The sequence below is a fragment of the Caenibacillus caldisaponilyticus genome, from assembly GCF_002003465.1.
Classification (GTDB): Bacteria; Bacillota; Bacilli; order Bacillales; family Sporolactobacillaceae; genus Caenibacillus; species Caenibacillus caldisaponilyticus.
This window is the reverse complement of sequence record NZ_BDDQ01000002.1, coordinates 133521-159851: the sequence shown is the minus strand read 5'-3', so window position 1 is coordinate 159851 and position 26331 is coordinate 133521. Positions and strand designations below refer to the sequence as shown.

At 45.6% G+C, this 26331-nt stretch carries 18 protein-coding genes and 2 pseudogenes; 17 read left to right on the top strand and 3 right to left on the bottom strand.

Annotation, left to right across the window (positions count from 1 at the left end; translation table 11 throughout):
• The first annotated feature begins 170 nt into the window (after nt 1-170).
• Together CCB157_RS18180 and CCB157_RS00935 are read left to right on the top strand one after the other, a co-directional pair.
• Complete coding sequence (locus tag CCB157_RS18180) at nt 171-893, top strand: C40 family peptidase (RefSeq protein ID WP_077614045.1); 723 nt, start codon at nt 171-173, stop codon at nt 891-893.
• Nucleotides 894-1600: 707 nt separating this feature from the next.
• Nucleotides 1601-2416 (top strand): SGNH/GDSL hydrolase family protein, encoded by an 816-nt coding sequence (locus tag CCB157_RS00935; protein WP_077614043.1) that lies wholly within the window; start codon nt 1601-1603, stop codon nt 2414-2416.
• Between the two features lie 280 nt (nt 2417-2696).
• Here CCB157_RS00935 and CCB157_RS00930 read toward each other — a convergent pair whose 3' ends face one another.
• Nucleotides 2697-3539 (bottom strand): DUF2785 domain-containing protein, encoded by an 843-nt coding sequence (locus CCB157_RS00930; RefSeq protein WP_158077156.1) that lies wholly within the window; start codon nt 3537-3539, stop codon nt 2697-2699.
• A 365-nt stretch (nt 3540-3904) separates the two neighbouring features.
• On the opposite strand from CCB157_RS00930, the gene CCB157_RS00925 reads away from it, so the two are divergent.
• Nucleotides 3905-4264, top strand: a complete 360-nt coding sequence (locus CCB157_RS00925; protein ID WP_077614041.1) for a VOC family protein — start codon at nt 3905-3907, stop codon at nt 4262-4264.
• 247 nt (nt 4265-4511) lie between these two features.
• Here CCB157_RS00925 and CCB157_RS00920 read toward each other — a convergent pair whose 3' ends face one another.
• Nucleotides 4512-5456: an aldo/keto reductase family protein gene (locus CCB157_RS00920; RefSeq protein WP_077614040.1), complete on the bottom strand. Its 945-nt coding sequence runs from the start codon at nt 5454-5456 to the stop codon at nt 4512-4514.
• 48 nt (nt 5457-5504) lie between these two features.
• Nucleotides 5505-6770 (bottom strand): aminopeptidase P family protein, encoded by a 1266-nt coding sequence (locus CCB157_RS00915; RefSeq protein ID WP_077614039.1) that lies wholly within the window; start codon nt 6768-6770, stop codon nt 5505-5507.
• 199 nt (nt 6771-6969) lie between these two features.
• Between CCB157_RS00915 and CCB157_RS00910 the strand changes: the two genes are divergently transcribed.
• The 14 genes and pseudogenes from CCB157_RS00910 (at nt 6970) to CCB157_RS00845 (ending at nt 26324) form a co-directional block, all read left to right on the top strand.
• Nucleotides 6970-7974, top strand: coding sequence for a processed acidic surface protein (locus tag CCB157_RS00910; protein ID WP_158077155.1), 1005 nt, complete (start codon nt 6970-6972; stop codon nt 7972-7974).
• A gap of 193 nt (nt 7975-8167) precedes the next feature.
• Nucleotides 8168-9298: a non-hydrolyzing UDP-N-acetylglucosamine 2-epimerase gene (wecB, locus tag CCB157_RS00905; protein ID WP_077614037.1), complete on the top strand. Its 1131-nt coding sequence runs from the start codon at nt 8168-8170 to the stop codon at nt 9296-9298.
• A 145-nt stretch (nt 9299-9443) separates the two neighbouring features.
• Entirely contained in the window at nt 9444-10175 is a 732-nt protein-coding gene (locus CCB157_RS00900) for a WecB/TagA/CpsF family glycosyltransferase (protein ID WP_238594542.1), read from the top strand.
• 421 nt (nt 10176-10596) lie between these two features.
• Nucleotides 10597-11310 (top strand): IspD/TarI family cytidylyltransferase, encoded by a 714-nt coding sequence (locus CCB157_RS00895; protein WP_077614035.1) that lies wholly within the window; start codon nt 10597-10599, stop codon nt 11308-11310.
• On the top strand, nt 11307-12332 hold the full coding sequence (locus CCB157_RS00890; RefSeq protein WP_077614034.1) for a ribitol-5-phosphate dehydrogenase: 1026 nt from the start codon (nt 11307-11309) through the stop codon (nt 12330-12332). Before CCB157_RS00895 ends, CCB157_RS00890 begins: the two co-directional genes overlap by 4 nt.
• A 47-nt stretch (nt 12333-12379) precedes the next feature.
• Nucleotides 12380-13543: a CDP-glycerol glycerophosphotransferase family protein gene (locus CCB157_RS00885; protein ID WP_077614033.1), complete on the top strand. Its 1164-nt coding sequence runs from the start codon at nt 12380-12382 to the stop codon at nt 13541-13543.
• An 82-nt stretch (nt 13544-13625) separates the two neighbouring features.
• A complete protein-coding gene (locus CCB157_RS00880; RefSeq protein ID WP_143286868.1) occupies nt 13626-15494 on the top strand; it encodes a CDP-glycerol glycerophosphotransferase family protein in 1869 nt (622 codons plus the stop codon).
• A gap of 410 nt (nt 15495-15904) precedes the next feature.
• Complete coding sequence (locus CCB157_RS18175) at nt 15905-17995, top strand: glucosaminidase domain-containing protein (RefSeq protein WP_274519602.1); 2091 nt, start codon at nt 15905-15907, stop codon at nt 17993-17995.
• A 462-nt stretch (nt 17996-18457) separates the two neighbouring features.
• Nucleotides 18458-18856: a glycerol-3-phosphate cytidylyltransferase gene (tagD, locus tag CCB157_RS00870; protein WP_077614032.1), complete on the top strand. Its 399-nt coding sequence runs from the start codon at nt 18458-18460 to the stop codon at nt 18854-18856.
• Complete coding sequence (locus CCB157_RS00865) at nt 18849-20057, top strand: CDP-glycerol glycerophosphotransferase family protein (protein ID WP_077614031.1); 1209 nt, start codon at nt 18849-18851, stop codon at nt 20055-20057. Before tagD ends, CCB157_RS00865 begins: the two co-directional genes overlap by 8 nt.
• A 47-nt stretch (nt 20058-20104) precedes the next feature.
• Nucleotides 20105-21319 (top strand): annotated as a pseudogene (locus CCB157_RS00860) (CDP-glycerol glycerophosphotransferase family protein); the annotation flags it as partial.
• A gap of 13 nt (nt 21320-21332) precedes the next feature.
• The gene (locus tag CCB157_RS00855; protein ID WP_077614029.1) at nt 21333-22142 is read left to right on the top strand and encodes an ABC transporter permease; all 810 of its coding nucleotides are present in this window, start codon (nt 21333-21335) and stop codon (nt 22140-22142) included.
• A gap of 18 nt (nt 22143-22160) precedes the next feature.
• Nucleotides 22161-22931 (top strand): annotated as a pseudogene (tagH, locus tag CCB157_RS00850) (teichoic acids export ABC transporter ATP-binding subunit TagH); the annotation flags it as partial.
• An 87-nt stretch (nt 22932-23018) separates the two neighbouring features.
• The gene (locus tag CCB157_RS00845) at nt 23019-26324 is read left to right on the top strand and encodes a CDP-glycerol glycerophosphotransferase family protein (RefSeq protein WP_077614027.1); all 3306 of its coding nucleotides are present in this window, start codon (nt 23019-23021) and stop codon (nt 26322-26324) included.
• Nucleotides 26325-26331: the final 7 nt, after the last annotated feature.

Sequence of the window (26331 nt, the reverse complement as noted above, 5' to 3'; positions counted from 1 at the left end):
TTCTTTTTTATGGCGGTATGGGTAAAAATTTTTACCCGGTTTATCCGCATTTTAAAAGTCTCGCAAAAACAATGTTATAGGTTTGTAATCTTCCCCCTTTACTATGAAAGTACCAAACGTGATACGGCAACCAACCAAAACGGAACAACCGCATCGGGGGGAAGACAGCAATGCATCATCCGTTCCGTAAAATCTTCATCTCTTCGCTGACGGCTTGCTCTTTGTTAGTCGCGCCGGCATTGGCCGATGGGGCCATGGCCAAAACTCCGACAAAGGTCACGGCAAGCCAACAATTGTTGTCCTACGGCTCGCGCGGACAAGCCGTTCGCACGCTCCAAGATAAGTTGAGCAAACTCGGTTACTATCACTACTGGATCGACGGCATTTTCGGGAAGTATACGCGCGCGGCTGTCATCAACTATCAAAAAGCGCACCGGCTTGTTCCGGACGGCATCGTCGGTCTGAAGACGTGGGCTTCATTGAACAACATGCGCGTCGAAGCGGCCAGTGTGAGCGTTAATTCGAACAGCGCGCTGGCGGACAAAATCATCGCCAATGCCAAATCGCTCATCGGGACCCCTTACAAATGGGGCGGACAATCGCCGTCCGGTTTCGACTGCAGCGGCTTTGTCAAATATGTTTTTAACAAAAACGGTGTCGATGTCCCGCGCACGACCGATACATTATGGAAAGCCGGAAAGACCGTTTCTTCGCCGAAAAAAGCCGATCTCGTTTTCTTTGAAACTTATAAAGACGGTCCGTCCCATGTTGGGATTTATATCGGAGACGGCAAGTTCATCCACGCTTCGAGCTCTCAAGGCGTGACCGTCACTCCCATGAACAATTCTTATTGGAAACCGCGTTACTTGGGTGCGAAATCCGTTCTGAAATAAGGCGGATGCGCCAAACAGAAATCGTTGGCGCAAAATGGTCAAAGCTGAAAGAAAATAAGTGGAGCGTTCAAAGCGAAGCGGTTATTATGGCAGATGGCAGAAATGAGAGACATGAAAACAGAGGCGTGAGATCAAAGGCGTAGTTACATAGGCGTGATCAAGAAAAGGCCAAGCCAACGCCGTCTTTGCCGACAAATCATTCGACTTTTGTACCGGGCTCCCCGCGAGCCCGGACATTTTTTTTGTTTGCCCGAAAAATGCCCGTTAGGCGTTTTTCGGGCCCATTTTTTATATTTAAAACGTTGTCTGTCGGACATTCGTCCAACGGTGTGCCGTCCACGCAACGGATGGCTCGTATTTTGGCGAAATCTCGGGCTGATCGAGCCGGATGCCTGAATCCATAAGCCGGTCGGGAAGGATGGAGCCCTCTTAATCCTTCCTCTTTCAATGTAAAGAATATAATGTCCAAAACGTCTCCATCAAGCGATTTGATGCGGTGATGGCCGTGAGCACCGTTTTAAAACGCGCTCGAAGACCGAGGGATCGATACGCATAAGCGCCGCCCTGTAATTCTTGTTTCGCCAGGCTCGTGGTTTGCGATCAATGAGATATTGTGAACGCCCTTGTGCTGATATACAATAAAAAAGAAAAATAAAAAAATACATACTTGGAATCGGTTTTCACACGTGGGATGAGGGGGTGAACCTTTGAAAAAAGGGTTGTTGGTCATCTTTGCTGTGATCGTTTGCGCCGCGGCGGTGATCGCCGGCCGCCTGCATTGGAAAGGCGAAGTGGCGCGCATGTCCAAGGCGGCGAAAGCCGAATGGCGTGCGGATCAAGAAACGGCCGGGAAGGCCGGTAATGACGGGGGACAGGCAAACGGCGCGTTGGCCTCGGACGCTCCGGCAGATCCCGCTGCGTTGACAAAACATTTGCCGAAAAAACTTCAGGATAAAATCAAAACGGCGTTGGAAAATAAATCGTCCGTCCGCGTGCTGTTGGCCGGCGGGGAAAGCGTCCTGGGGTTGGCGGCGCCCTTGCAAAAGCAATTGAATGACGCCTACGGGTCCCCGATTTTTTATGTGAAGGAGAAAACGTTTTCCGGCGAAAATTCGCTGACCGTTTATCAAAAGGAATTGTATCAATCGCTGGCGGATGAAAAGCCGGACGTTATCATTTTTACCGCCATGCTGATCGAGGACAACGGCAAGGTCAGCACGCACGATTCGGCGCGCATTCCCGTCCTTATCGGAAACAATCTAAAAGACACCCTTCCGGACGCGACGTTCATGATTGAACCGCCGAATCCCGTCACGTTTTATGACGGCATTAACGCCCGCGCCGAGGAGCTTAAGGAAACAGCGAAAGACGCCGGTTACGTCTATCTGGACCATCTCTCCGCCTGGCCGAAAGGCGAAGGGTTGGCGAACGATTTGGACAAAGCCGGCCGCCTGCCGAATGAAAAGGGCATCAAGCTCTGGGCCGACTATCTGACCGCCTATTTCTCCGGGAAAAAGTTGTAAAGGACCGGGCGCTTTCGCCGAATGAAAGGCGCGGTTTGCTTGCATAATAGCGCGGGTTTTGCCGACCGGCGTTGAAAAAGCGTAACGGTTCGGTTCAGGAGGGAAGCTTTCGATTCGGCGGCCGCTTTGACAAGCGAATGGGCAAACCGTGATCAATAAAGCCAAAAAGGATGTCATTCGGCATCCTTTTTGGCTATGCAGAGGCCGATGAAAGGGCATGTTGCATCCGCATAAGGCACACCGCATCCATTCATCGCCAGGAACGAATATCACGAAAAAACTAAAGGATAAATAACCGCTGATGCCAGATTTTTAAATTCTCCTTTATACAACGTCTCACCTGATCACCGCGGTTTTTGTACCCCAATCGAAAATAGAGCGACTTAAAGAAATTCGTGACGTTCCGCTTTTTGCGATAAAACGTTAACGCATGCCCCTCTTCTTCGAACAACATCTCCAAATCATCAAATACTTTTAAGATCCAATCAACGAATTCCGTTTCCTCTAAACCTTTATCAATAAGAGATTCAATGACAAAAATAAGCCGTTCATCTTCATCATCGGTGTAAACGGCAGCGTCTTTGAACAAACAATGGCGCACGGTATCCAGGAAGGCTTTGGACTGTTCCGGTCGATAGTGGGGATGGTTGATGGCCGCAACCAATAAATCGGCCCCGTGGGCGATGCTGTGCGCCCATCCTTTCCCTTCGACGTACCCTCTTGTATCTCTTTCTTGGCGCAAATAAGAATGACCGCTCGCCGTCGCTTTGGCCACAAGGGGAGCGGGAAGCAGCGAACCCTTTTTGTCTTTTTCCAAAACGGCGGCGATGATCAGGGACGAAAAGGAACGGGTAAAGACGGAATCGCTATTGGTTTCACCGATCCGATAAAACAAATGGTTATGGTCTAAACATGTTTCCATGACGGCCTGCAGCTGCCGCCCAGTCAAAAAATCATCGTCGATCAATCTTATAAACGTGGCATAAATGAGCGCATCGCGCAATTCCGGGTCCACCGTCCCGATGTTCACCAGCATCTTATGGATCAAATCGTCCATATCAAGATTGAATATTTGCTCTTTGGCCATCGCTTTTAATTCGATCAGTTGTTTTTTCAGCTCCATTATTCTCCCCCACGCCTCAAAAGCGATTTTCATTGGTGTATTCGATTTTCTCAGGCAGTGATCCTGCTTTGGATGTCCAAATCTCGCCATTTGAGCCAATACAATGACCCGCGAATTCATCTGCGGATTATCATTTCCTTAAAGCAAACGGCAGTTCTCGCCGAATGGGATTCTGTTCGTCAAAAAACATTCATGGCTTTCTACCCTTGTACGAAATCATGCTCCGCAAGCGTTCAAACGAATGGGAGAGCGAAAGCCGGAAAATAGGGATGAATTTATAAAATTAAAGTAAAATCTTTGATGGGAGCTTTCCAACAGACGCGCTTTGATTCGGTGCATTCTGACCAAAAGTAGGGGGGAAAACCATGCGCATTCGGGAAGTGTTGTTTCGGCTGTACGTGGAACCGGAAAAGTTGGAGCAACAGATTTTGTTTTACGAGACGGTTTTGGGTCAACGCGTGAGTCTGCGCTTTCGTTACCCTGAACTGCGCTTGGAATTGGCGAAAATCGGACCGCTATTGTTGATTGCCGGTAAAGAAGAGCATCTTTCGAGGGTGAGGGCGACCGCTTTAACTTGTTTGGTTGACGAAATCCAGGATGCGAAAGAAAGCTTAATAAGCAAAGGGGCGGAATTGCTCGAAGACATCAAGCCTGTTCCGACCGGCTGGAACATGCGGGTTCGTCACCCGGACGGCACCATTGTCGAATATGTGCAATGGCGTTAAATATGGCAATCATTCGTGCGTGAGTGAATGGCACGGTTGCGTTTCGAAGAGCCCATTAGGATATCTTACAGCCAATTTATAGCCATGCGGTTCCAAAAAAATAGCGCAAAAAAAGGGGTGCCCTGCCGGCTGCAAGGCACCCGTATGATTTGAAAAGCGGCCATGATGGAGAACGGTGAAAAAACAATCTCCGCCCGTCTCGTAAACGGGCGGAGTCGACCGCCAATGGGCGGCGTGGCCCGTGCGCTCAGCTTTCCAGAATGTTTTCGATCTTGGCGAGGACCTCGTCATCCAGCTTGACGCCGGACGCCTTCGCGTTTTCCTCGATTTGCTCGGGACGGCTGGCGCCGACGAGCGCGCTGGCAACGTTTTGCTGGCGGAGGATCCAAGCGAGGGCGAGTTGGGCGAGCGACAGTCCGAGCTCATCCGCGATGCCCTTGAGTTTTTCCACCTTGTCGAGATTTTCGTCGGTCAACAGCGATTGAATGAATTTGCTGTCCGAGGCGGCGCGGCTGCCTTCGGGCGGTTTTGCGCCTTTTTTATATTTGCCCGTCAACACCCCTTGGGCGAGCGGCGACCAAACGACTTGCCCGATGCCGTGTTTTTCGCAAACCGGAATGATTTCTTTTTCGATATGGCGGACGAGCATGCTGTATTGCGGTTGGTTGACGATGATGCGATCGAGCAATTTTTTATCGGCGAGATGCACGGCTTCGGTGATTTGTTCCGCCGTCCACTCACTGACGCCGATGTACAGCACCTTGCCTTGGCGGACGAGATCGTCGAGTGCGCGCAGCGTCTCTTCCAAGGGCGTTTCCGGATCGTAGCGGTGGCAATAGTAGATGTCGACGTAATCGACGCCCAGGCGTTTCAGACTGGCGTTGGCTTGCTCGATGATATGTTTGCGGGACAGCCCGCGGTCGTTCGGCCCGTCGCCCATCGGCCAGAACACCTTGGTGGCGAGCACATACGATTCGCGCGGAAACGCTTGGATGGCTCGGCCGACAATTTTTTCCGCCTCGCCGTGCATGTAAACGTTGGCGGTGTCAAAAAAGTTGATGCCGAGATCGTAGGCTTTGTGAATCGTTTTGATCGCCTGTTCGGCGGCGACATATCCGCCGTAAGTGAGCCAACTGCCGAGCGAGATTTCGCTCACTTTCAAACCCGATCGACCCAAACGCCGATATTCCATAGATGATGCCTCCTCGAATAGAGATGTTTTTTGATGGACCAAGTTCGCTCATTGACCGCTGCGCGCTTCGGCCATGAACGCTTCGATTTCTTCGACGGTGCGCGGCAGGCCGGTCGTCAGCACTTCGCAGCCGTCTTCCGTGACGACGACATCGTCTTCGATGCGGACGCCGATGCCTTCTTCTTCAATATATAAGCCGGGTTCGACGGTCAGCACCATGCCGGGGGCCAGTTTTTGGTCGCGGAGGCGCCCGACGTCATGCGTGTCGAGACCGAGCGAGTGGCTGACGCCGTGGAAATAATACTTCGACAGCTCCTCGGGCGTTTTGATCAAACCGATTTTTTGGCATTCCTCGGCGAGCACCTTTTTCGTATGCTCTTGTAAATCGCTGAAAGGGACGCCCGGTTTGATGAGCGCGGTCACTTCGCGGAGCGCTTTTAAGACGATGTTGTAAATCGTCTTTTGCCGCTCGGTGAACTTGCCGTTGACCGGGAAGGTGTAACTGATGTCGGCGTTGTAAAGGTCAACCTGCGCCCCGAGGTCGAGAAGCAAAAGTTCGCCGTCCCGCACCGTTTGATCGTTGCGCTCGTAATGCAGCACGGTCGCGTTTTTGCCGCCGGCCGCAATGGTGTGGAAAGCGTGATGTTTGACGCCGTTAGACTTCAAGACAAAATCAAAATAAGCCTCGTACTCATATTCTTTCATGCCCGGCTTGGCGTGGCGCAAGACGTGTTTAATCCCTTCCACGGTGATGCGCCCGGCCTCCCGGATCGTTTCGATTTCCTCTTTCGTCTTGATCAGGCGCATGTCGCAGATCGCATGATACGCATTATGTAATTGCAAGTAGGGATAGCGTTTTTTGATGCCGTGGGCGAAGCGTCCCGCCGGTGTGGACGGAGCGTTCCATGCGCGTTTTTCCAAGTCAAGGTACACGTGTTCATACGGCAGGCTCAGTAGCAAGCTTTGGAGGAAGCCGTGAAATTCATCCAAGTACGACACGTTGGCCGCTTCAATGCCGGAAGCCTCTGCGGCTTCTTCCTTCGTCAGGCTTTCGCCGATCCACTTCGCCATAACCGGATTCGGCCGTTCCACAAACAGGCGCGCTTCTTTTTTTCCTTCAAATTTCGTGAGCAGGAGGACGATTTTCGGTTCGGTGATACCCGATAAATAATAAAAATTTCGGTTCGGGACAAACGGGTGCTGTTGATCGCCGGAAGACTGCGGGGCTTCGCCGGCGAAGAAAACGGCGATCGACCGGTCTTCCATGAGCTCGAAGAAACGCTCGCGATTGTTTTTGAAAAAACTCGTCTCCATGGTCATCCCTCGCTTATGTCGTATCGTTTCCTTTTCCATTTTACAATATCTTAGGAATTTTCCCCAACAAAATGTTTGGCTCAATCCTGTTTCAACGCCGATGGCGAAGATCTATTAGTAAAGTTTAAAATTTTTCATATACAAAAAATGTATTTTGTCATATATTTAAATTATTAAGTCTTATTCGATGGAGGGTTCTATGAAACGCCTTTTACCGTTGTTGGGTTTGTTTGTCCTTTTTTTCGCCCCGGCCCATGCCTGGGCATGGTCGTCCGCAGACGATCAGCAGCTCGAAGCCTATCTTAAAAGCCTTCATTGGACGAGAAACGATTTGGAGCAATATCTTGAGAAAGAATATGACACCTCCATAAAGGAATTCGGCTCGTTTGCCGAACTGAAGGACTTTTTGGGCGAACCTCTTAATGATCAAACGCTGCAGCAAGTTTTGGACGAGTACGGTTTGACGAAAGCCGAGCTCATCGATCTGTTGGCGGCCCACGGGCGGTCGCTGGACGACTATAAGTTCGTCGATGATCTGGTGTTTGACCTCGATGAATATACGCTGGGGGATACGGACGAGGAAGATTTATCCGCCATCTTTGAGTCGTTGGGGTTGACGGATGAAGAGATCGAACGCGTGTTCACGTATCTTGATTCCTTGGATCCGGATCAAGTCGAAAAAGGAATGGAAAGCATTGCTGACCGCCTGATCGCTTTCAGCGATTCCCTCGATGAAAACGCCGAGTCGTTGACGCGAGCACAGGCCGAGGCATTGGCCGGCATCTTTGAGGACATGTTGAAGGTGTTCCAGATGCACGCGAAATATTATTTGGTCAGCGACGGTCATAAAAAGCCCATCACCCTGGCCGAACTCTTTCAAATGAAGGACATCGGAAATGCAACCCTGTTGATCGAGCTTTATGATAAAGATGGAAACCTTTTGGCCGATCTGAACGTGACGCCCGATCTCTTAAATCCGGATTTGATCAATCAAGCGGCAAAAGGTGCAGAAACCACAGCGAAGAGCCTGCCCGCCCAGCCGCCCGCAGGTAAAAAGGCGGCCTCAGCGACAGCGAAGGGCGGACGGCTTCCCGACACCGCTTCTCATGTATGGGATTGGATGGCGGCCGGCGGGGGGTTGCTCGCTTCCGGCGGTGCGCTCTTATGGTTGGGCGCGCGAAAACGCCAAGCCGGGGTGAGCTGACCGCTTGCCCCTTTCACGATCCACGGTGCCTGGCACCGTGGCCTTTTTTTTTGTATCATAGGGGTAATGTGTGAAGAGGTGTTTTTGGATGCGGGCTGCAGAGCGTGAAGCAGAGGCCCGAAGATTTTTAAAGTGCGAAACAAGGTATGCGCAATTTTATGCAGGCAGTCGAATGACGCGAAGAGGTGTCTCCATGCAAAAACCGATCAAAATCATGGTCATCTTCGGAACCCGGCCGGAAGCGGTGAAAATGGCGCCGGTCGTTCTGGAATTGAAGAAACATCCCGAAAAGATCGAGACGATCGTGGCGGTCACCGCCCAGCACCGGGAAATGCTCGACCAAGTGCTCGACGTCTTTCGAATCGTTCCGGATTACGATTTACATATCATGAAGGAACGCCAGACGCTCGCCGATATTACCGTAAAGGCTTTATCCGGTTTGGACCGGATTATGAAAGAAACTCAGCCCGATCTCGTGCTCGTCCACGGCGATACGACGACCACTTTTGCCGCGAGCCTCGCCGCTTTTTATAATCAAATCGCGATCGGGCACGTGGAAGCGGGGCTGCGAACGGGCGATAAATATTCCCCGTTTCCGGAAGAGATGAACCGGCAGCTCACCGGGATCATGGCAGACTTTCATTTTGCGCCGACGACGTGGGCGGCTGACAACCTTTTAAAAGAAAACAAGCGGCCCGAGGCGATTTTTGTCACCGGCAATACCGTGATCGATGCGCTGAAGACGACGGTCCGGAACAATTATCGCCATCCGGTGCTGGAAGCGGTCGGCAAGCGCAAAATGGTGCTCATGACCGCCCACCGCCGGGAAAATTTGGGTGAACCGATGCGCCGCATGTTTCGCGCCGTTCGCCGCCTCGTCGACGAACATGCGGACATCGCCCTCGTTTATCCGGTTCATCTCAATCCGGCCGTCCGGGAGATTGCGTTCGCGACGTTAGGCGATCATCCGCGCATTCACCTCATCGATCCGCTCGGGGTGATCGATTTTCACAATTTCATGGCCCGCGCGCATCTGATTTTGACCGATTCCGGCGGCATCCAAGAAGAGGCCCCGACGTTCGGCGTCCCCGTTCTGGTCTTAAGGGACACGACCGAACGGCCGGAAGGCATCGAAGCGGGCACGTTGAAGCTCGCCGGGACGTCGGAAGAGAACGTCTACCGGCTGGCGAAGGAGCTCCTGACCGATCCGGAGGTTTACGAAAAAATGGCGAAGGCTGCCAATCCGTACGGAGACGGGCATGCCGCTGAGCGGATAGTCAAGGTGATTCTCGAACACTATGATGGGGCCAAACGGGCTAAATAAATCGCGGCAAACCGGAATCCAGCGGGCTCAAGCGCGTGATTTTGCATGGTGCGACGCATTGGAATGATGTAGAATCGAAGCGTATGGTTGAACGGACGATGAAAATCGTTCCGTTATGTCAACATGCGGCAAGGGAAAGATTGACGTGACGAAAACGGTCGATGTACTCGGCATTCCATTTATCAATACCGACATGGACGGTTTGGTACAGATGTTGGACGGGCGGCTGTCGCGCGGCGAGAAAACGTTTGTCGTGACGGCCAATCCGGAAATTGTCATGCACGCCTTAAAGGATCCAGACTATTTTTCTGTTCTAAAGCGAGCGGATGTCGTCACCCCTGATGGCATCGGCATCGTCATCGGCGCGAAGCTGCTCGGCACGCCGATCCAGGAACGCTTGACGGGTTATGATCTCATCTGGCGCCTTTTTCAACTGTCGGCGGAAAAAGGGTATAAAGTGTATTTCCTCGGGGCGGCGCCCGACGTGATCGAAGAGGCCGCCCGCCGCGCCGTCGAAGCGGTGCCCGGCCTCCGATTGGTCGGGTATCACCACGGGTATTTCGATGTTGACGACCGCCGCGTGATCGAGGAGATCAAAGCGCGGGAACCCGACATCTTGCTTGTCGGCTTGGGGTTTCCGAAGCAGGAAAAATGGATTGCGCGCTTCGGCCCCGAATTGAAAAAAGGTTTGATGATCGGCGTCGGCGGAAGTTTTGATGTGTTGGCGGGCAAGGTAAAAAGGGCTCCGCTGATTTGGCGAAAGCTGTATCTGGAATGGCTTTATCGCCTGATTCAGCAGCCTTCGCGCTGGCGCCGCATGCTCGCCCTGCCCCGCTTTCTCGTGACTATTTTTAAAATCCGTTTTCGGGCAAAATAAGGAGCGGCCGTCATCCATCGCGAAATGGCCAATACGTTTCGAACGCCATACGGACCGATTAAATTTTGTAAGACGGCCCGAATCCCCCGCTTCAAGATGGTTTTTCAAACTTGAAGCGGGTTTTTAATGTTTGGTTTGACAGTCAATAAATCATTTTTAGCCTTTCTCCTAAATCGACATTATGTTTCATTTCGTTAAACGGCGGCAAACATCGGGACGTCAAATGGAAAGCATTAGCAGATGATCACGATCGGTCATTGATTAATAGATTTTTTTGTCGTAACATGGATTCTAAGAGTATTAAAGACTAAAGATTTAGGTGAATGGACCTATTAAGGTGCACTTTATACCAATGCTCGGACGTTTCCGGCCGGTAAAAATAAATTGTGACAATGTCTCGTACTTGGAGGGTCGATGAAGAGTGATCTACGCCGAAATCCTTGCCGGCGGTAAAGGCACACGCATGGGAAACATTGATATGCCGAAACAATATTTGCCGCTGAAGAACAAGCCGATCCTTATCCATACCGTTGAAAAATTCATGCTTAACGATCGGTTTGACAAGATTATTATTGTCTCGCCGAAACAATGGATGAATCATACGAAGGATATCCTCAATAAATTTATCGGTCATGATAACCGGCTCGTCGTTGTAGAGGGCGGAGAAAACCGCAATGAATCCATTATGAGCGGCATTCGATATATCGAAAACGAAATTGGCTTGAATGATGATGATATTATCGTCACCCATGATTCGGTCCGCCCTTTCCTCACCCACCGAATTATTGAGGAAAATATCGACAACGCATTAAAATTTGGTGCGGTGGATACAGTGATTGAGGCGATCGACACCATCATCCAATCCAACGACGGCGAAATGGTTCACGACATTCCAGTTCGTAGCACTATGTACCAAGGACAGACACCGCAGAGCTTCAATATTAAGAAATTAAAAGAATTGTATTATGCTTTGACGGATGAACAAAAGGAGATTTTGACCGACGCTTGCAAGATTTTTGTTTTGCACGGTGAACAGGTAAAAATCGTAAAGGGCGAGCTGTTCAATATTAAGATCACCACGCCGTATGATTTGAAAATCGCGAATGCTCTTTTGGAGGAGCGGACAACAGAATGATTAATCAAATCTATCGGCTCGTCTCACCAAGGCAATTTGAAGTGGCCTATCAAGATTGCTCGGTTCACTCAGATGATGTCGTCGTCCGTCCCACTCATCTATCGATTTGTGCGGCTGACCAAAGGTATTACACCGGTTCACGGGATAAAGAAGTTTTGGCCAAGAAATTGCCGATGGCTCTCATCCATGAAGCCGTCGGCAAAGTCATGCGTGATCCAAAGGGCGAGTGGGCCGTGGGAACACCCGTGGTCATGATCCCGAATACTCCCGTTGAAACAGATGACATCATCGCTGAAAATTATTTGCGCTCTAGCAAGTTTCGATCCAGCGGTTACGATGGGTTTATGCAAGATTATGTATTTTTAAAGCGCGATCGGGTTGTTCCGCTTTTCCCTGGCATTAATTTGAACGTCGCCGCGTTTATTGAATTGATCAGCGTCAGTATGCATGCCATTTCAAGATTTGAAAAAACGGCCCATTCCAGGCGGCAAACGTTCGGCATTTGGGGAGACGGAAACCTCGGATTTATTACGTCACTCATATTAAAAAAGAAATATCAAAACAGCCGGATTATCGTCTTCGGCAAAACGCCTTATAAGCTGGATTATTTCTCTTTTGCCGATGATGTTTATCTCATCGACCAAATTCCCTCGACACTTCGCATCGATCACGCGTTTGAATGTGCGGGGGGAATTGGGAGTCAATACGCCATCGATCAAGCGATCGACCATATTCATCCGGAAGGAACGATCGGGCTTTTGGGCGTTTCCGAAAATCCGGTTGAAATCAACACCCGCATGGTGCTTGAAAAAGGCTTGACCTTGATCGGAAGCAGCCGCAGCGGCCGCGTCGATTTTGTCAATACTGTCCAGTTCTTAGAGGAACATCCTGACGTGTTGGAATACCTCGAAGTCTTAGTCGGATCCGTGCTGACGGTGCGTACGATTCAAGATATCATTAATGCGTTTGAACAAGATTTGACAACGTCTTGGGGCAAAACGGTGATGCAATGGGAAATTTAAATATCGGGTCTGATGGTAAGGGATATAAATGGCAGGTCGATTGAACCGTGAATAAATTAAAACTGTTAAAGACGTTGACGGCAATCATGTTTATCCGTACGATTTATGCCCTGTCGACAATTTTATTCCCGGTTAGAGAAAAAAAGGTGGCTTTTGCCTCTTATCGTTCTGAAAAATTGTCCGGGAATTTGCTCTATGTTTTTCAAGAGCTCGTACGCCGGCAATACGGCTTTCATTCCGTATTTCTGTTAAAAAAATATCGTGCCTCCTTAGCAGGAAAACTTGGATATTTTTTTCATTTGCTTCGTGCCAGTTATCACTTAGCGACGTCGCGATATTTCTTTATTGATGATTATTACTTTCCTGTTTATGTCATCAAACCACGGAAAGGAACAGAGATCATTCAACTTTGGCATGCCGCCGGCGCTTTTAAAAAATTTGGCTATAGCACGGTTGGTAAGGCGTTCGGACCGAGTGAAGAATATTTGCGGTATGTTAAAGTGCATTCCAATTACTCAAAAGCGATTGTCAGTTCCACAGCGGTTATTCCGTTTTATGCTGAGGCCTTTAATATGCCGGAAAAAGATATTCTGCCGCTCGGCGTGCCGAGGACCGATTATTTTTTTTCCAAAGAAAATCACAAGAAGGCTTATGAAAAGTTTTTTGCACAATATCCAGCGTTAAAAGGCAAAAAATTAATCTTATATGCCCCGACTTTCAGAGGGAAAAGCCACAGACAAGACGCGTTTCAAATTCCGATCGACTTTCAAACCATGCAGCAAATCCTTGGTAGCCAGTTTGCCGTTCTCGTTCATTTGCATCCCTATATGCGGGAAGACTTGCATGTAAGAGATAACGAGAACCATTTTGTCTACCACATTAATAACGGTTTTGATATTCAAGAATTAATGCTTGTTTCGGATATTTTAATTACGGACTATTCATCGATTATATTTGATTTTAGCCTGCTCGACCGACCGATGGCATTCTTTGCTCATGATTTGGAGGAATATGAAAGGGAGCGGGGCTTTTATTTTGAATATCCATCGTTTGTTCCAGGCCCGATTTTTAAAGAGACACGGGAACTGGCTGAATGGATTAAAAAGGGTGAATATGATGCCCGGGCCATCGCCGCGTTTCGCTCCCGTTTTTTTGACAAAATCGACGGCAAAGCCAGTCAACGCATTGTCGATTACTTTTTCACAAAATGATTCAAAAAATGATATTGATGAGCAATGTTCTCCCTTCATTCCATATTCCTGTGCTTATGCATAAAGGGTGGGAATCAAGATCATGTTGAGAAAAGCTAAGCGGGTATTAAAAAAGATGATCAAACGGCAAAATTCGACAAACGGGGAATACATCAAGGGAAACTATGTGTTCGTCGATGATGAAAAAATTGTGATTAAGAAGGATTACTTGGAGGAATCGCTACCGGCCATCCATGAGCTGGCCGGGCAGGATGATCAGCTGATTCCTAGGCGGAAGGTCACCCATTTAAAATGGAACGGGCCCATTATGGAAATTAAAGGGTATTTTTATTTGGAAGGCATTCCGCTTGAAGATGAAGATTTTGTTAAGAAACGTCTCTATTTGGTGAATGAAAAAAAACATGTTATTGAATTGCCTTTAATGGACGTGCCTGTACAGGAACTCCAGTTGGAGGAAGAAATAAGCGATAAATACAAATGGGCTGGATTTGAAGGGAAATTCAATTTTTCAACGATCAATAGTAATAAGCCTTTGCCTGAAGCCGAATATAAGGTTTATCTCCACATTGAAGTGCAAGATTTGGGCGGTAAAAAATATTTTAAAACCTTTCCGCTTGGAAATGTCAGACCTTTCTTGGATAAAGGATTCCATTCAGCAAAAATGGAATATTTTTCGGCCCGTAAACAAATGAAATATAATTTATTGGCCACCTACGATTTGAACGTTAAAACGTTAAAAATTAAATCGAACAAATTGAAAGATCTCGATCCGGCCTTATTTGATATTGAAAATCTTGAGAAACGCGGGTTATTCTATCGCTTCTTTTCAACCAAAGTTTTCCGGTTGCTTTACCGCTTCTTCTGCCTGCTCCCGCTCAATGAGAGAAAGGTTTTATTTGCTTCCGACAGCCGCGAGGAGCTGAGCGGAAACTTCTATTTCGTCTATCAGGAAATGCAAAGGCGGCAGCTGGACTTCGAATATAAATTTATGTTGAAAAGCTCGATCAGGCAGAAGAAAACGTATAAAGAAATCGTCAGTCTCGCCTATCATTTGGCGACGTCAAAGTTCATTTTGCTTGATGATTTCTTTCCGATGGTCTATCCGTTAAAAATTCGGAAAAACGCGGAATTGATTCAGCTTTGGCATGCGGTCGGCGCGTTCAAAACGTTCGGGTTTAGCCGCTTGGGGCTGCCCGGAGGCCCGTCGCCGAAGTCGAAAAACCATCGAAATTATACGAAAGCGATTGTCAGCTCGCATCATGTTGCCAAACACTACGCAGAAGGCTTCGGCATCGATATAGAAAAAGTCGTTGCCACCGGCATTCCCCGTACCGACGTCTTTTTTGATGAAGAGTATAAGAAAAGAGTCACTGAGCAGCTCTATCAAGAATATCCGTTTTTGGTCGGCAAAAAAGTAATCATGTTTGCGCCGACCTTCAGAGGAAACGGCCAGCAATCGGCTTATTATCCGATGGAAGTATTGGATCTCGAAAAGTTGTATCATGCGTTAAAGGATGAATACGTTTTTCTGTACAAGATCCATCCGTTTGTCAAAAACGATATTACCATTCCGTATGAGTACAGCGACTTTTTCTATGATTTTTCGTCTTATCGAGAAATCAATGATTTGCTCTTTATCACTGACATATTGATTACCGATTATTCATCGGTTTGTTTTGAATTTGCGCTTCTGAATCGGCCGATGCTGTTTTTTGCCTTCGATGTCGAGGAATATGTGCAGACGCGCGATTTTTACTACGATTATCATACATTTATTCCGGGTCCGTTGGTGCGGACAACGGATGAAATCATTGAAACAATTCGCAAAAAAGATTTTAAAATGGAGAAAATCAAGCCATTTGTCGAATATTTCTTTGACCATACGGACGGCCGATCCAGTGAACGCGTTGTTGATCAATTAATATTGGGAAGCAATGAAATGAAGGCTTAAGTGTTACCGCGTTCTATCAGCAACGATTAATTGATCAATTGGTGCTTTACCTCCAGCTAGAGATGTTGTTGAAAAGAGCCTTATCGAATCCTTTCTCCGTTGACTTTTTTAATGAATGAAAGGATTTGGGTCGGCTCTTTTTTTGTGTATTATAACAGAAAATATTAAATTTAATGAACAAATAGTCTATCGATCCAGACTTTCTATGTACGCATGATTTCTATCAAGTCAAGACTTTAGGTGAGCAGTGATTCCAATGGCCTGCTACAAAAGATTCATTTTTTTACTTGAAGGTTACAAATATGAAAGATTGTAGAGATATATAGGTTATTTTGGTAGATTTATTGTTATGAAAGGAGGGGAGCGAAAAAATAGCGACATTACATTCCGTAAGTGGGGGGAACGTATTTTTGAAGAGAATTTTTAAAACCGGTTGTTGTTTTATTGCTATAGTATTTGCGGTCCATCTCCTTTGGCTGCCTGTTAATGCGGCGGCTGAAGAAACACCTTCACTTAAAGGAATTGGCTTGAAAGATCCGACGCGCGTTTATGCCCAGCCCTCGACTACTGCGAACGTGTTAAAGAGTTATAGTCAAGGAACCGTTTTAAAATACCGCCCCTATAATTCGACTTGGTATGTGTGTACCGTCTATGTTCGAGGCGTAAAGAAAACCGGATATATTAATGCCAACGATGTGGAGAACATTCAAACGCCACAGGTTGAAATCCGCGGCATTGCCCTGCAGTCGCCCACCCGCGTCTATGATAGGGCGTCGACGCAAGCATCGGTATTAAAGACGTATGCCCAAGGTACGATTTTGAAGTATAAAACCTTTACGTCGGGTTGGTATGAATGTACGGTATATGTCAACGGGATACGAAAAACCGGTTACATCAAGAAAAGCGACGTGGAGAGCGCGACTACAACGCAAAACGAAGTTCGCGGCATCGGTTTGCAAAGTCCTACCAAGATATATGAAAGGGCGTCGACCCAAGCCTCAGTGTTAAAAACGTATGCCCAAGGCACGATCTTGAAGTATAAAACCTTTACGTCGGGTTGGTATGAGTGTACGGTATATGTCAACGGGATACGAAAAACCGGTTACATCAAGAAAAGCGACGTGGAGAACGCAACTACAACGCAAAACGAAGTTCGCGGCATCGGTTTGCAAAGTCCTACCAAGGTATATGAAAGGGCGTCGACCCAAGCCTCAGTGTTAAAAACGTATGCCCAAGGCACGATCTTGAAGTATAAAACTTTTACTTCGGGTTGGTATGAATGTACGGTATATGTAAACGGGGTAAGGAAAACCGGTTATATCAAGAAAAGCGACGTGGAAAACATTACAGCCACTCCGAAAGAGGTAACCGGTATCGCTCTTCAAAGTCCGACCAACATTTATTCCAAAGCCTCGACAAGCTCAAAAGTTTTGAAAACGTATGTAAAAGGAAGCATATTAAAATATAAAACCTTCACATCGGGTTGGTATGAATGCACTGTGTATGTCAACGGTGCTAAAAAAACCGGGTATATTAAGGTCAATGACGTCGAAAACGCAACTTCCTCTCCAAAAAGCGTTCAAGCGATGGTTATAGCTGATCAAGTGACCGTGCGTTCTTATGCATCCAGCAATGCCCCGATACTCAAATCGTATATCATGGGGGCGATCTTGAAACTAAAGACGTTTACATCGGGTTGGTACAGTTGTACGGTTTACATAAACGGAAAAGCGACAACCGGTTATATCAGCAAAAGCGGATTGAAGGAATTTACGGGAAACGTCGGGATTTACACGAGCTATACTTCTTACAACATTACGCTCAATCAAGCGATTGATATGCAAATGAAGGTGGATCCAAAGGCCGATGGTCTAGGGAAGGTACCCGCCACGCGGGATCAAGTCGCTTATTACCTAAATCCTGATAATTTTTCCCAGACCGACAGTTCCTATTTTCAGTTTCTGAAATTGTCTGCTTTTTCCGGGACAAACGCAACCGATATAAATAATAATATATTAGAAGGGAAGGGCGTATTGGCTGGGAAAGCCGAAGCGTTTATTACAGCGGCTAAAACATACAATATCAATGAAATATATTTGATCAGCCATGCGCTTTTAGAGACCGGAAACGGAACGAGTCAGCTCGCAAAAGGAATTAAAGTCAATGGGGTAACGGTTTATAATGTTTATGGTGTCGGGGCGACAGATGGTTGCGCCGATACATGCGGAGCGCAATTTGCATACAATCACGGGTGGACAACGATTGAAAAAGCAATCATCGGCGGAGCCCAATTTGTTTCCGAAAATTACATTCATGCCGGCCAAGATACGTTGTATAAAATGCGCTGGAATCCGGCTTATATGGAGCAATATGGTAGAGCAGGTCACCAATACGCAACAGATGTCGGCTGGGCGGTTAAACAAACGTCTACAATGGTAAACCTATATAGTCTGTTAGATCAATACACTCTTATTTTTGATGTTCCGAAATACAAAAAGTAAATATAATCATTCGGGGGCGATGGTTCATGTTCGCCCCCTTTTTTTTTGTTGTACTGTGCTTTTTAAAGGCCGATACTCGATACCCATGACCATTCGCTATGAGTTTCATAGTAATGCAGTTTTTATTTTGTTCTGGGAACTTGTGATGTAAGTGTTCTAATCTATAATCAGAGTCTTTTTTAGGACGCCAGATCGATCATCCACGGGTATGTATGTGCTGTCATCGCGGTCTGTATTAATTGTGATTTCACGCATAAAAGGCGAGTTAAACATCTGCCATGATTATGAAGGACTAACATGTGTATTGTGCTTAAAGGTTTGGTTAAACAAAATGTTTTTAAAGGAATTATAAAAGAATGCCAATGGCAGCTTGACTTAAGCGAAGGCCGATGTGCATTTGAAATTAAGATATAGAACATTTATAATCTATTAATGTAAACCTTTAAAAGGGTGATATCGATCATGAAAAAGGTTATTACGTATGGCACCTATGACTTGCTTCATTGGGGCCATATCAATCTGCTAAGAAGAGCGAAAGAACTCGGAGATTACTTAATTGTCGGCCTTTCAACCGATGAATTTAATGCACAAAAGCATAAAGAAGCCTATCACAGCTATGAACATCGCAAGCTGATTCTGGAAGCCATCCGTTATGTCGATCTAGTCATTCCTGAAAAAAGCTGGGATCAAAAAATTGAGGATATAAAAAAATACGATGTCGATATTTTTGTAATGGGGGACGATTGGAAAGGTCGTTTCGATTTCTTAAATGATTATTGTGAAGTGATTTATTTACCGCGCACTGTCGGTATCTCGACGACGAAAATCAAAAACGACCTATTCCAAGCTAAAAATGGTTAAAGAAATATGTATAGAGGCCTACTTATTGTTATTTAAGTTGATGTTTAACTTATGTAAATGTTTTCCGCTTCGTCAGAAGACACTCATATTGGCGTCTTTCAGCCAAAATTGTCTTTTTGTCTATAATGAAATGAAGCGGCAAGACATTCCATATAAAATTATTTTTATATGTAAAAAAAACAGTCATATCAACCGACAACACGTGCCCGATGCTATTTACATTAGTATGGATTTTAAAAATCCTGTAAATTGGGTGCGATTAATCTATCATTTGGCAACTTCCCAATGGATTTTGGTGGACAATTATTATCCTTTTTTAGCCGCCGTAAATTTTAAAAATACAGTTCAATGCATTCAATTATGGCATGCGGCTGGCGCGATCAAAACCTTCGGGTTTCGGGATCGTTCGGTTGCGGAACGATCGGCAAGAGCCAGAAAGAGGTTTAAAAAAGTTTATAATAATTTTCATAAAATTGTAGTCGGTTCGGAAGCTATGGCAAAAATTTTTATGGACGCGTTTGGGTGTCCCCCCGAAAAAATTTTGCGGAGTGGCATTCCGAGAACCGATCTTTTTTATGATTCCGACTCACAAAGCAGAATCATCAAAAAATTAACCGCTGAAAATAAAGAGCTAAAAAGAAAAAAGGTCATTTTATACGCGCCAACTTATCGGGATGATCAGATCCATCATTTTAATTTAAAACTGGACATGCATCGCATGTATCGGGAACTGGGGGATGAATATATTGTTCTCCTAAAGTTGCATCCCGCCATTAAAAATACAATTGAAATCGAAAAACTATATCCGGGGTTTGTTTATGATTATTCCTTGTATCCCGATATCAACGAATTATTGCTGGTCACTGACATCTTAATAACGGATTATTCCTCGGTACCATATGAATATGCCTTGTTAAAAAGGCCGATGATTTTTTATCCTTATGATTTAAAGGAATATGTAAGATCACGGGGGCTGTGGGGTGAATATGAAAAATTAGTCCCCGGCCCGGTCGTATATAATATGGATGACCTTATAGAGACCATAAAAAACGGCAAGTTTGATTTGGATAAAATCGAGGAATTTTCGAGAACGTGGAATCAGTACTCTACCGGTCATTCGAGCCGGAATCTTGTTCATTACTTGTTTGTTGCTGATAAATCGGAAGAGCAACCTCTCGAACCCATGGAACAGGGCTTATAGACTTTCAACCCACTTATTTATTGACAAATTGGTGAATTCGGATGGGCATGATGAGAAAAATAAAAAAGCTATCGATAATAAAAAAGCTATATAAACTTGTTTTTCAAATCGTTTCTTTGTTGCCGGCCCGTGATAACCTCATTATTTTTGAAAGTTATCTCGGCAAACAATACAGCTGTAATCCGAGGGCCATTTACGAATATTTAAAAGAGAATTACCCGGAGTATAACATGTATTGGAGTGTAGACCCTCGGTATCTTAAAAACTTCATGGATAAAGATGTAAAAGTTGTCAAACGTTTTACGGTTAAATGGTTATTTTTGATGGCGCTGGCGAAGTATTGGGTGACCAACAGCCGCCTGCCGCTTTGGATCCCCAAACCGAAGCACACGATTTATTTGCAAACCTGGCACGGCACGCCTCTGAAAAAACTGGCGGCCGATATCGAAGAAGTGCATATGCCGGGAACGACGACCGAAACTTATAAAAGAAATTTCTATAAAGAATCGCGAAACTGGGACTATCTGATTTCGCCTAACCGGTATTCCACGGAAATTTTCCGCCGCGCGTTCCAGTTCGATAAAGAAATCATTGAATCTGGGTATCCGCGCAACGATTTTCTTTTTAAAGCCAACCGACCGGAAACCATTGGAGCGCTCAAGCGAAAATATGGAATTCCATTAGACAAAAAAGTCATCTTGTACGCCCCGACGTGGCGGGATAACGAGTACTATGCCAAAGGGCGTTACAAATTTGATCTGAAATTGGATTTGGAATTGCTCGAAAGAGAGCTTGGAGATCGATATGTTATAATATTACGCATGCACTATCTCATCGCCGAGCAATTTGATTTAAGCCGTTATAACGGTTTTGCTTTTGATTTTTCCAATCATGAGGACATCCGTGAACTATACGTCATATCCGATCTGCTCATCACGGATTACTCCTCGGTGTTTTTTGATTATGCCATTTTGAAGCGGCCGATGATTTTTTATGTTTACGATATCGACACATACCGGGACAAAATCCGCGGTTTTTACTTTGATTTTGAAAACGAAGCGCCCGGTCCGCTCGTGACGACGACGGAGGAGATCATCGCCGCTATTAATGATTTGGAGAAGAACAATTACCGGCTTCCAGCATCATTTGACGCTTTTTATCAAAGATTTTGCTACTTGGAATGCGGTGAATCCTCGCATCGAATCGCTGAAAAAGTCTTTTTGAACCGCTCGGCCCGGGAATATGACGTCAACAATGGGTAGAAAGGATCAACTTATGCGTTCCGTTTGGATCATCTTGAAGGAACAAGTGAATAACTTTTACTTAGTCCGCAGGCTGTCGCTTTATGAATTGAAAAGCGCCAACCGTAACAATTATTTGGGCATCTTATGGGAAATCATTAATCCGATGATACAAATCGGCATTTATTGGTTTGTATTTGGATTTGGCATCCGCGGAAGTGGAAAACATTATAATATTGACTCCATACCCTTCCATCATTGGCTGTTTGCCGGTTTTGTCATCTGGTTTTTCATTAACCAGGCCATCGTTCAAGGCTCGAAATCGATTTACAGCCGAATCCGAACGATTGCCAAAATGAGTTTCCCATTAAGCGTTATTCCCACGTATGTCATTGTGTCCAAGTTTTATCAACACTTGATGTTTTTAGCGGTCATTTATGTTATACTTCTCCTTTCTGGTGAATCGGTGTCCGTGTACATCGTTCAGCTGCCATACTTTATGTTTGCCGTATTGATGTTCGTGATTGCGTTGTCCTTGATCACCTCAACGTTGGCGACCATTGTCCGTGACGTACAAATGATCGTTCAATCGATTGTTCGTATGTTGCTTTATTTGACGCCTGTATTATGGACATCAAAAAATGCGCTCGTGCAAACCGTCATGCTGATTAATCCGATTACTTATGTTGTCGATGGATATCGCGCGGCATTGCTCGGCACATCGTGGTATGGTGTGGCACATTGGCACTATACGATTTATTTCTGGACAGTGACGTTAGCCATGTTGATCATCGGTTCTGTACTTCATCTCAGGTTCAGGGATCATTTCGTTGATTATTTATAATTACGGAAGTGATAAATTATGGGGCATTCGGTTGTCCTTAAAAACGTCACCAAAAAATATAAGATGTACAAGTCGAATTCCGAGAAACTGTTGGACATTTTATTCGGCGGCCGCGGCGAGGATTTTTATGCCTTGCGCAACGTCAGCTTTGCGGCGGACGAAGGCGACGTTATCGGCGTTGTCGGCGTAAACGGATCGGGCAAGTCGACGCTCTCGAACCTTATCGCCGGCGTCATACCGCCGACATCGGGCACGATCGAAGTGAAGGGACAAGCATCGCTCATCGCCATTGCTTCCGGTTTGAACAACGAGTTGACCGGGAGAGAAAACATCGAATTAAAATGCTTGATGCTCGGCTTCAGCAAAAAGGAAATCCGTAAGCTGGAGCCGGAAATCATCGAATTCGCCGATATCGGCAAATTTATCGATCAGCCGGTCAAATCGTACTCGAGCGGGATGAAGTCAAGGCTCGGTTTTGCCATTTCGGTGAACATCGATCCGGATGTTTTGGTGATCGACGAAGCCTTGTCCGTTGGCGATCAGACGTTTGCCGATAAATGTTTGGACAAGATGAACGACTTTAAAAAACGAGGTAAGACGATCTTTTTCATTAGCCACTCGCTCGGGCAAGTCAAGAAGTTTTGCGAAAAAGCGCTTTGGCTGGAGTACGGAGAGTTGCGGGATTACGGTCCGATTAAAGAGGTTATGCCGAAATACGAAAAATTTTTAAAAGAATATAAAACGTGGACGAAAGAAATGAAACAACAATTCATGCAAAAACGGTATGAAGTCCGAATGACGGCAGGTCATGGAAGCAGATAATGTATAAATGCAATGAGGCATTTTTCGGGAGTGTACGGATAAGGAGAGACACCTATGAAGTTTGGTAAATTCTTTTCCTTTAAACGAAAAAGGTTAAAACATCTCCTTGTTTTGGAACAAGCGGATCGCTTAATAAAGATTAAAGGGGAGTTGGCACGTCCTGATGTCGTCGTCACACAACTCCTGCTCATTTCACGATCAAATGAACATGTCATCAGAGTGGATGCTGCTTCCCCTTCCGCTCGATTCGACTTTTCACTAGATTTAGCGCGTATTGCCATTCCGGAAAACATAGAAGATGTATATGATTTTTTTATTGTGATCAGAAGGCCGAAAGAATCGTTGACTGAAAAACAACTCCTCAAAATTGAGCCAAAGGCAGAGTACGTCAAGCGAACAGACGGCGGCTTCGATCTCGAATACCCGATTCGTCTGGGAAGATTTGAACGTACAAAGCATAATGTTTTGAAATCTATGGAGGCGTCGGGCAATCGTTTAAGGATCTATATCACAAAAAAAGGTAACCTCTCCTTAGCCGTCAACCAACAGACGACTGTTTCCGTCAAGACACAAGTAAACCGATTGAAATTAAAAAGAAACCGTTTGTTGGTTGAAGGAAAAGTCTTCACATTGCACGAGAGTATTGAACAAGCCCGATTACTTTTGAAAAGTCGGGATTCAAACAATGAAATCATATTGCCTGTGAACATCCGTCAGTTGGAACGAGACACCGAGCAGAAGTTTGGGCTTCGTCGTTATTTCTTTCAGGCGAATGTGGACTTGAATACGATTGTACAAAAGTTTTTGTTGGATGAAGATATTTATGACGCCTATTTTGAAATAAAATGGCACGATCGAGAAGAAGTTGAAAGGTGCCGAATCGGCAAGCCCCGTTTTCGTGCACGGTATTTTATACGCGCCGGTTCTGCGAACATCGGCGATAAATGGTATGTTGTCACGCCTTATTATACTTTTAAGGGGTTCAATTTATCGTTCCAAATCGACGGCTTTGATCGGGAGACATTCGTGTATTTGCACAGGATGTTGCGTTGGGCCTGGTTCTTGAGACTGTTTAATAAGCGAAAAAACATATGGATAATTGGTGAGCGACCGTATAAGGCGCAAGATACTGGATTTCATTTTTTCAAATATATGAGAGAAAAACATCCGAATCACCCGGCCTACTACGTTATTGAAGAGCATTCGCCAGAACGCAAGAATGTCGACAAATACGGGAACGTTTTGATTTACAAATCTAAAGCCCATATATGGCATACTCTTATGGCCACAAAGGTGATCGGGTCCCATCATCCGGATTATTTATATCCCTTACGTACTAAAGCTTTTAAGAAAGCCGTTAAGGCGACAAAGGTGTTCCTTCAGCATGGCGTCATGGGCACTAAGAACATGGTCGCCAATTACGGCAAAAACGCGCCGGGATTTGAAACCGATTTGTTTTTGGTCAGTTCGGATTTCGAAAAAAATATGATTGTACAAGATTTTGGATATGATCCGCGCGAAGTCGCCGTGACCGGGCTTTCTAGGTTCGATGGTTTGTTCGCCGACGACGTGGCCGTAAAAAAACAGCTTTTGGTCATTCCGACCTGGCGGGATTGGATTTTAACCGACGAAGAATTTTTAGAAAGTGAGTATTTTGCGCGTTGGAAGTCTTTTGTATCCGATCCCCGTTTGCATGAAATGGCGGAGCGGCATGGTTTTGATATTGTCTTTTGTTTGCATCCGAACATGCAGAAGTTTACGCCATATTTTAAAGACTTACCGATCCGTGTTATCAGCCAAGGAGAAGTGGATGTTCAACGTTTGATCAAAGAAAGTGCATTGATGGTGACCGACTATTCAAGCGTCGCCTTTGACTTTAGTTTCTTGCATAAACCGATCATTTACTATCAATTTGACCGCGGCCGTTTTATCGGAAAGCGCCGTTCGCATTTTGATTTGGACAATGATTTGCCGGGTGAAATCGTTTTTGATCATGAAGACCTGATCCAACGGCTTAACGAGTATGCCGAAAGAGGGTTCCGTGTCAAGGCAGAATATATCAAACGCGCGGATCGATTGATAAAGCATCGCGATCGGAATAACTGTGAACGCATCTATCAAACGATCCTTCACTTTAAACCCGTGACGAGCTGGTTCGATCGTATGTTGCGGGATGATTTGGTGCGAACGCTTTTTCGTCGATATAGAAAGAGCCCCTTGTATTTTCCGAGCATGAAATTGTTTTATAATATCGCACGTCGGGTCTTGCCAGTCGATCGTAAATTGATCGTTTTTGAAAGCGGCGTTGGTAAACAAGTGGCGGATAGCCCAAGGGCCATTTATGAGGAAATCGTTCGAAGGCAGTTAGATTATAAAAAGGTGTGGGTATGCAATAAAAACATTCGCTTTAGGGATCCAAAGACGAAGCGGATCACGCGCTTAAGCCCGCAATACTATTATTATTTAGCAAGAGCACGCTACTGGATAAATAATCAAAATTTCCCTACCTATATTAAGAAACGTCCGCAGACGACCTATATTCAAACATGGCATGGCACGCCGCTTAAAAAAATGCTTTTTGATATTGAAAAAATACAAGGAAGAAACGAAGATTACTTGGAACGCGTTTATCAAGCGACAAAGTCCTGGGATTATCTTATTTCCCCAAGTCCATATGCGACCAAAGCGTTTAAGAGTGCATTTCATTTTGAGGGAGAGATATTGGAAATCGGTTATCCGCGCAATGATATCTTTTATAAACCGGAAAGAGAAGAAGTTGCGCGAACGGTGCGTAATCGATTGAATATCGATAAAGACAAAAAAGTGATCCTTTATGCACCGACCTTCAGGGATAACCAAACCGTCAAAAATAATAAGTTTGTTTTTGACTTGCAATTAGATTTGGAAAAAATGCGAGAAACTTTAGGTGACGATTATGTTGTTTTGCTGCGCATGCATGTTGTCATTACCAATAAGATCAAGATCCCTGAGGAAATAAAAGACTTTGTTAAAAATGTATCCGATTATCCAGATATTCAAGATCTTTACTTGATTGCGGATATTTTAATAACCGATTATTCTTCAGTGATGTTTGATTTTGCAAACTCAAGAAAACCGATGTTGTTTTACACCTATGATTTGGAAACATACCGGGATGATCTCAGAGGTTTTTATATGGACTTTGAAAAAGAAGCACCGGGTCCCTTATTAAAAACGACTGATGACATCATCACAGCCATCCAAAATATTCAGGAAGTCGAGAAAGTATATAAAGAAAGATACGATGCATTCTACAATAAATATTGCGGGTTGGAAGACGGCCAGGCCGCCAAACGGGTCGTTGACCGGTTTTTCGCTTGACCTTCCC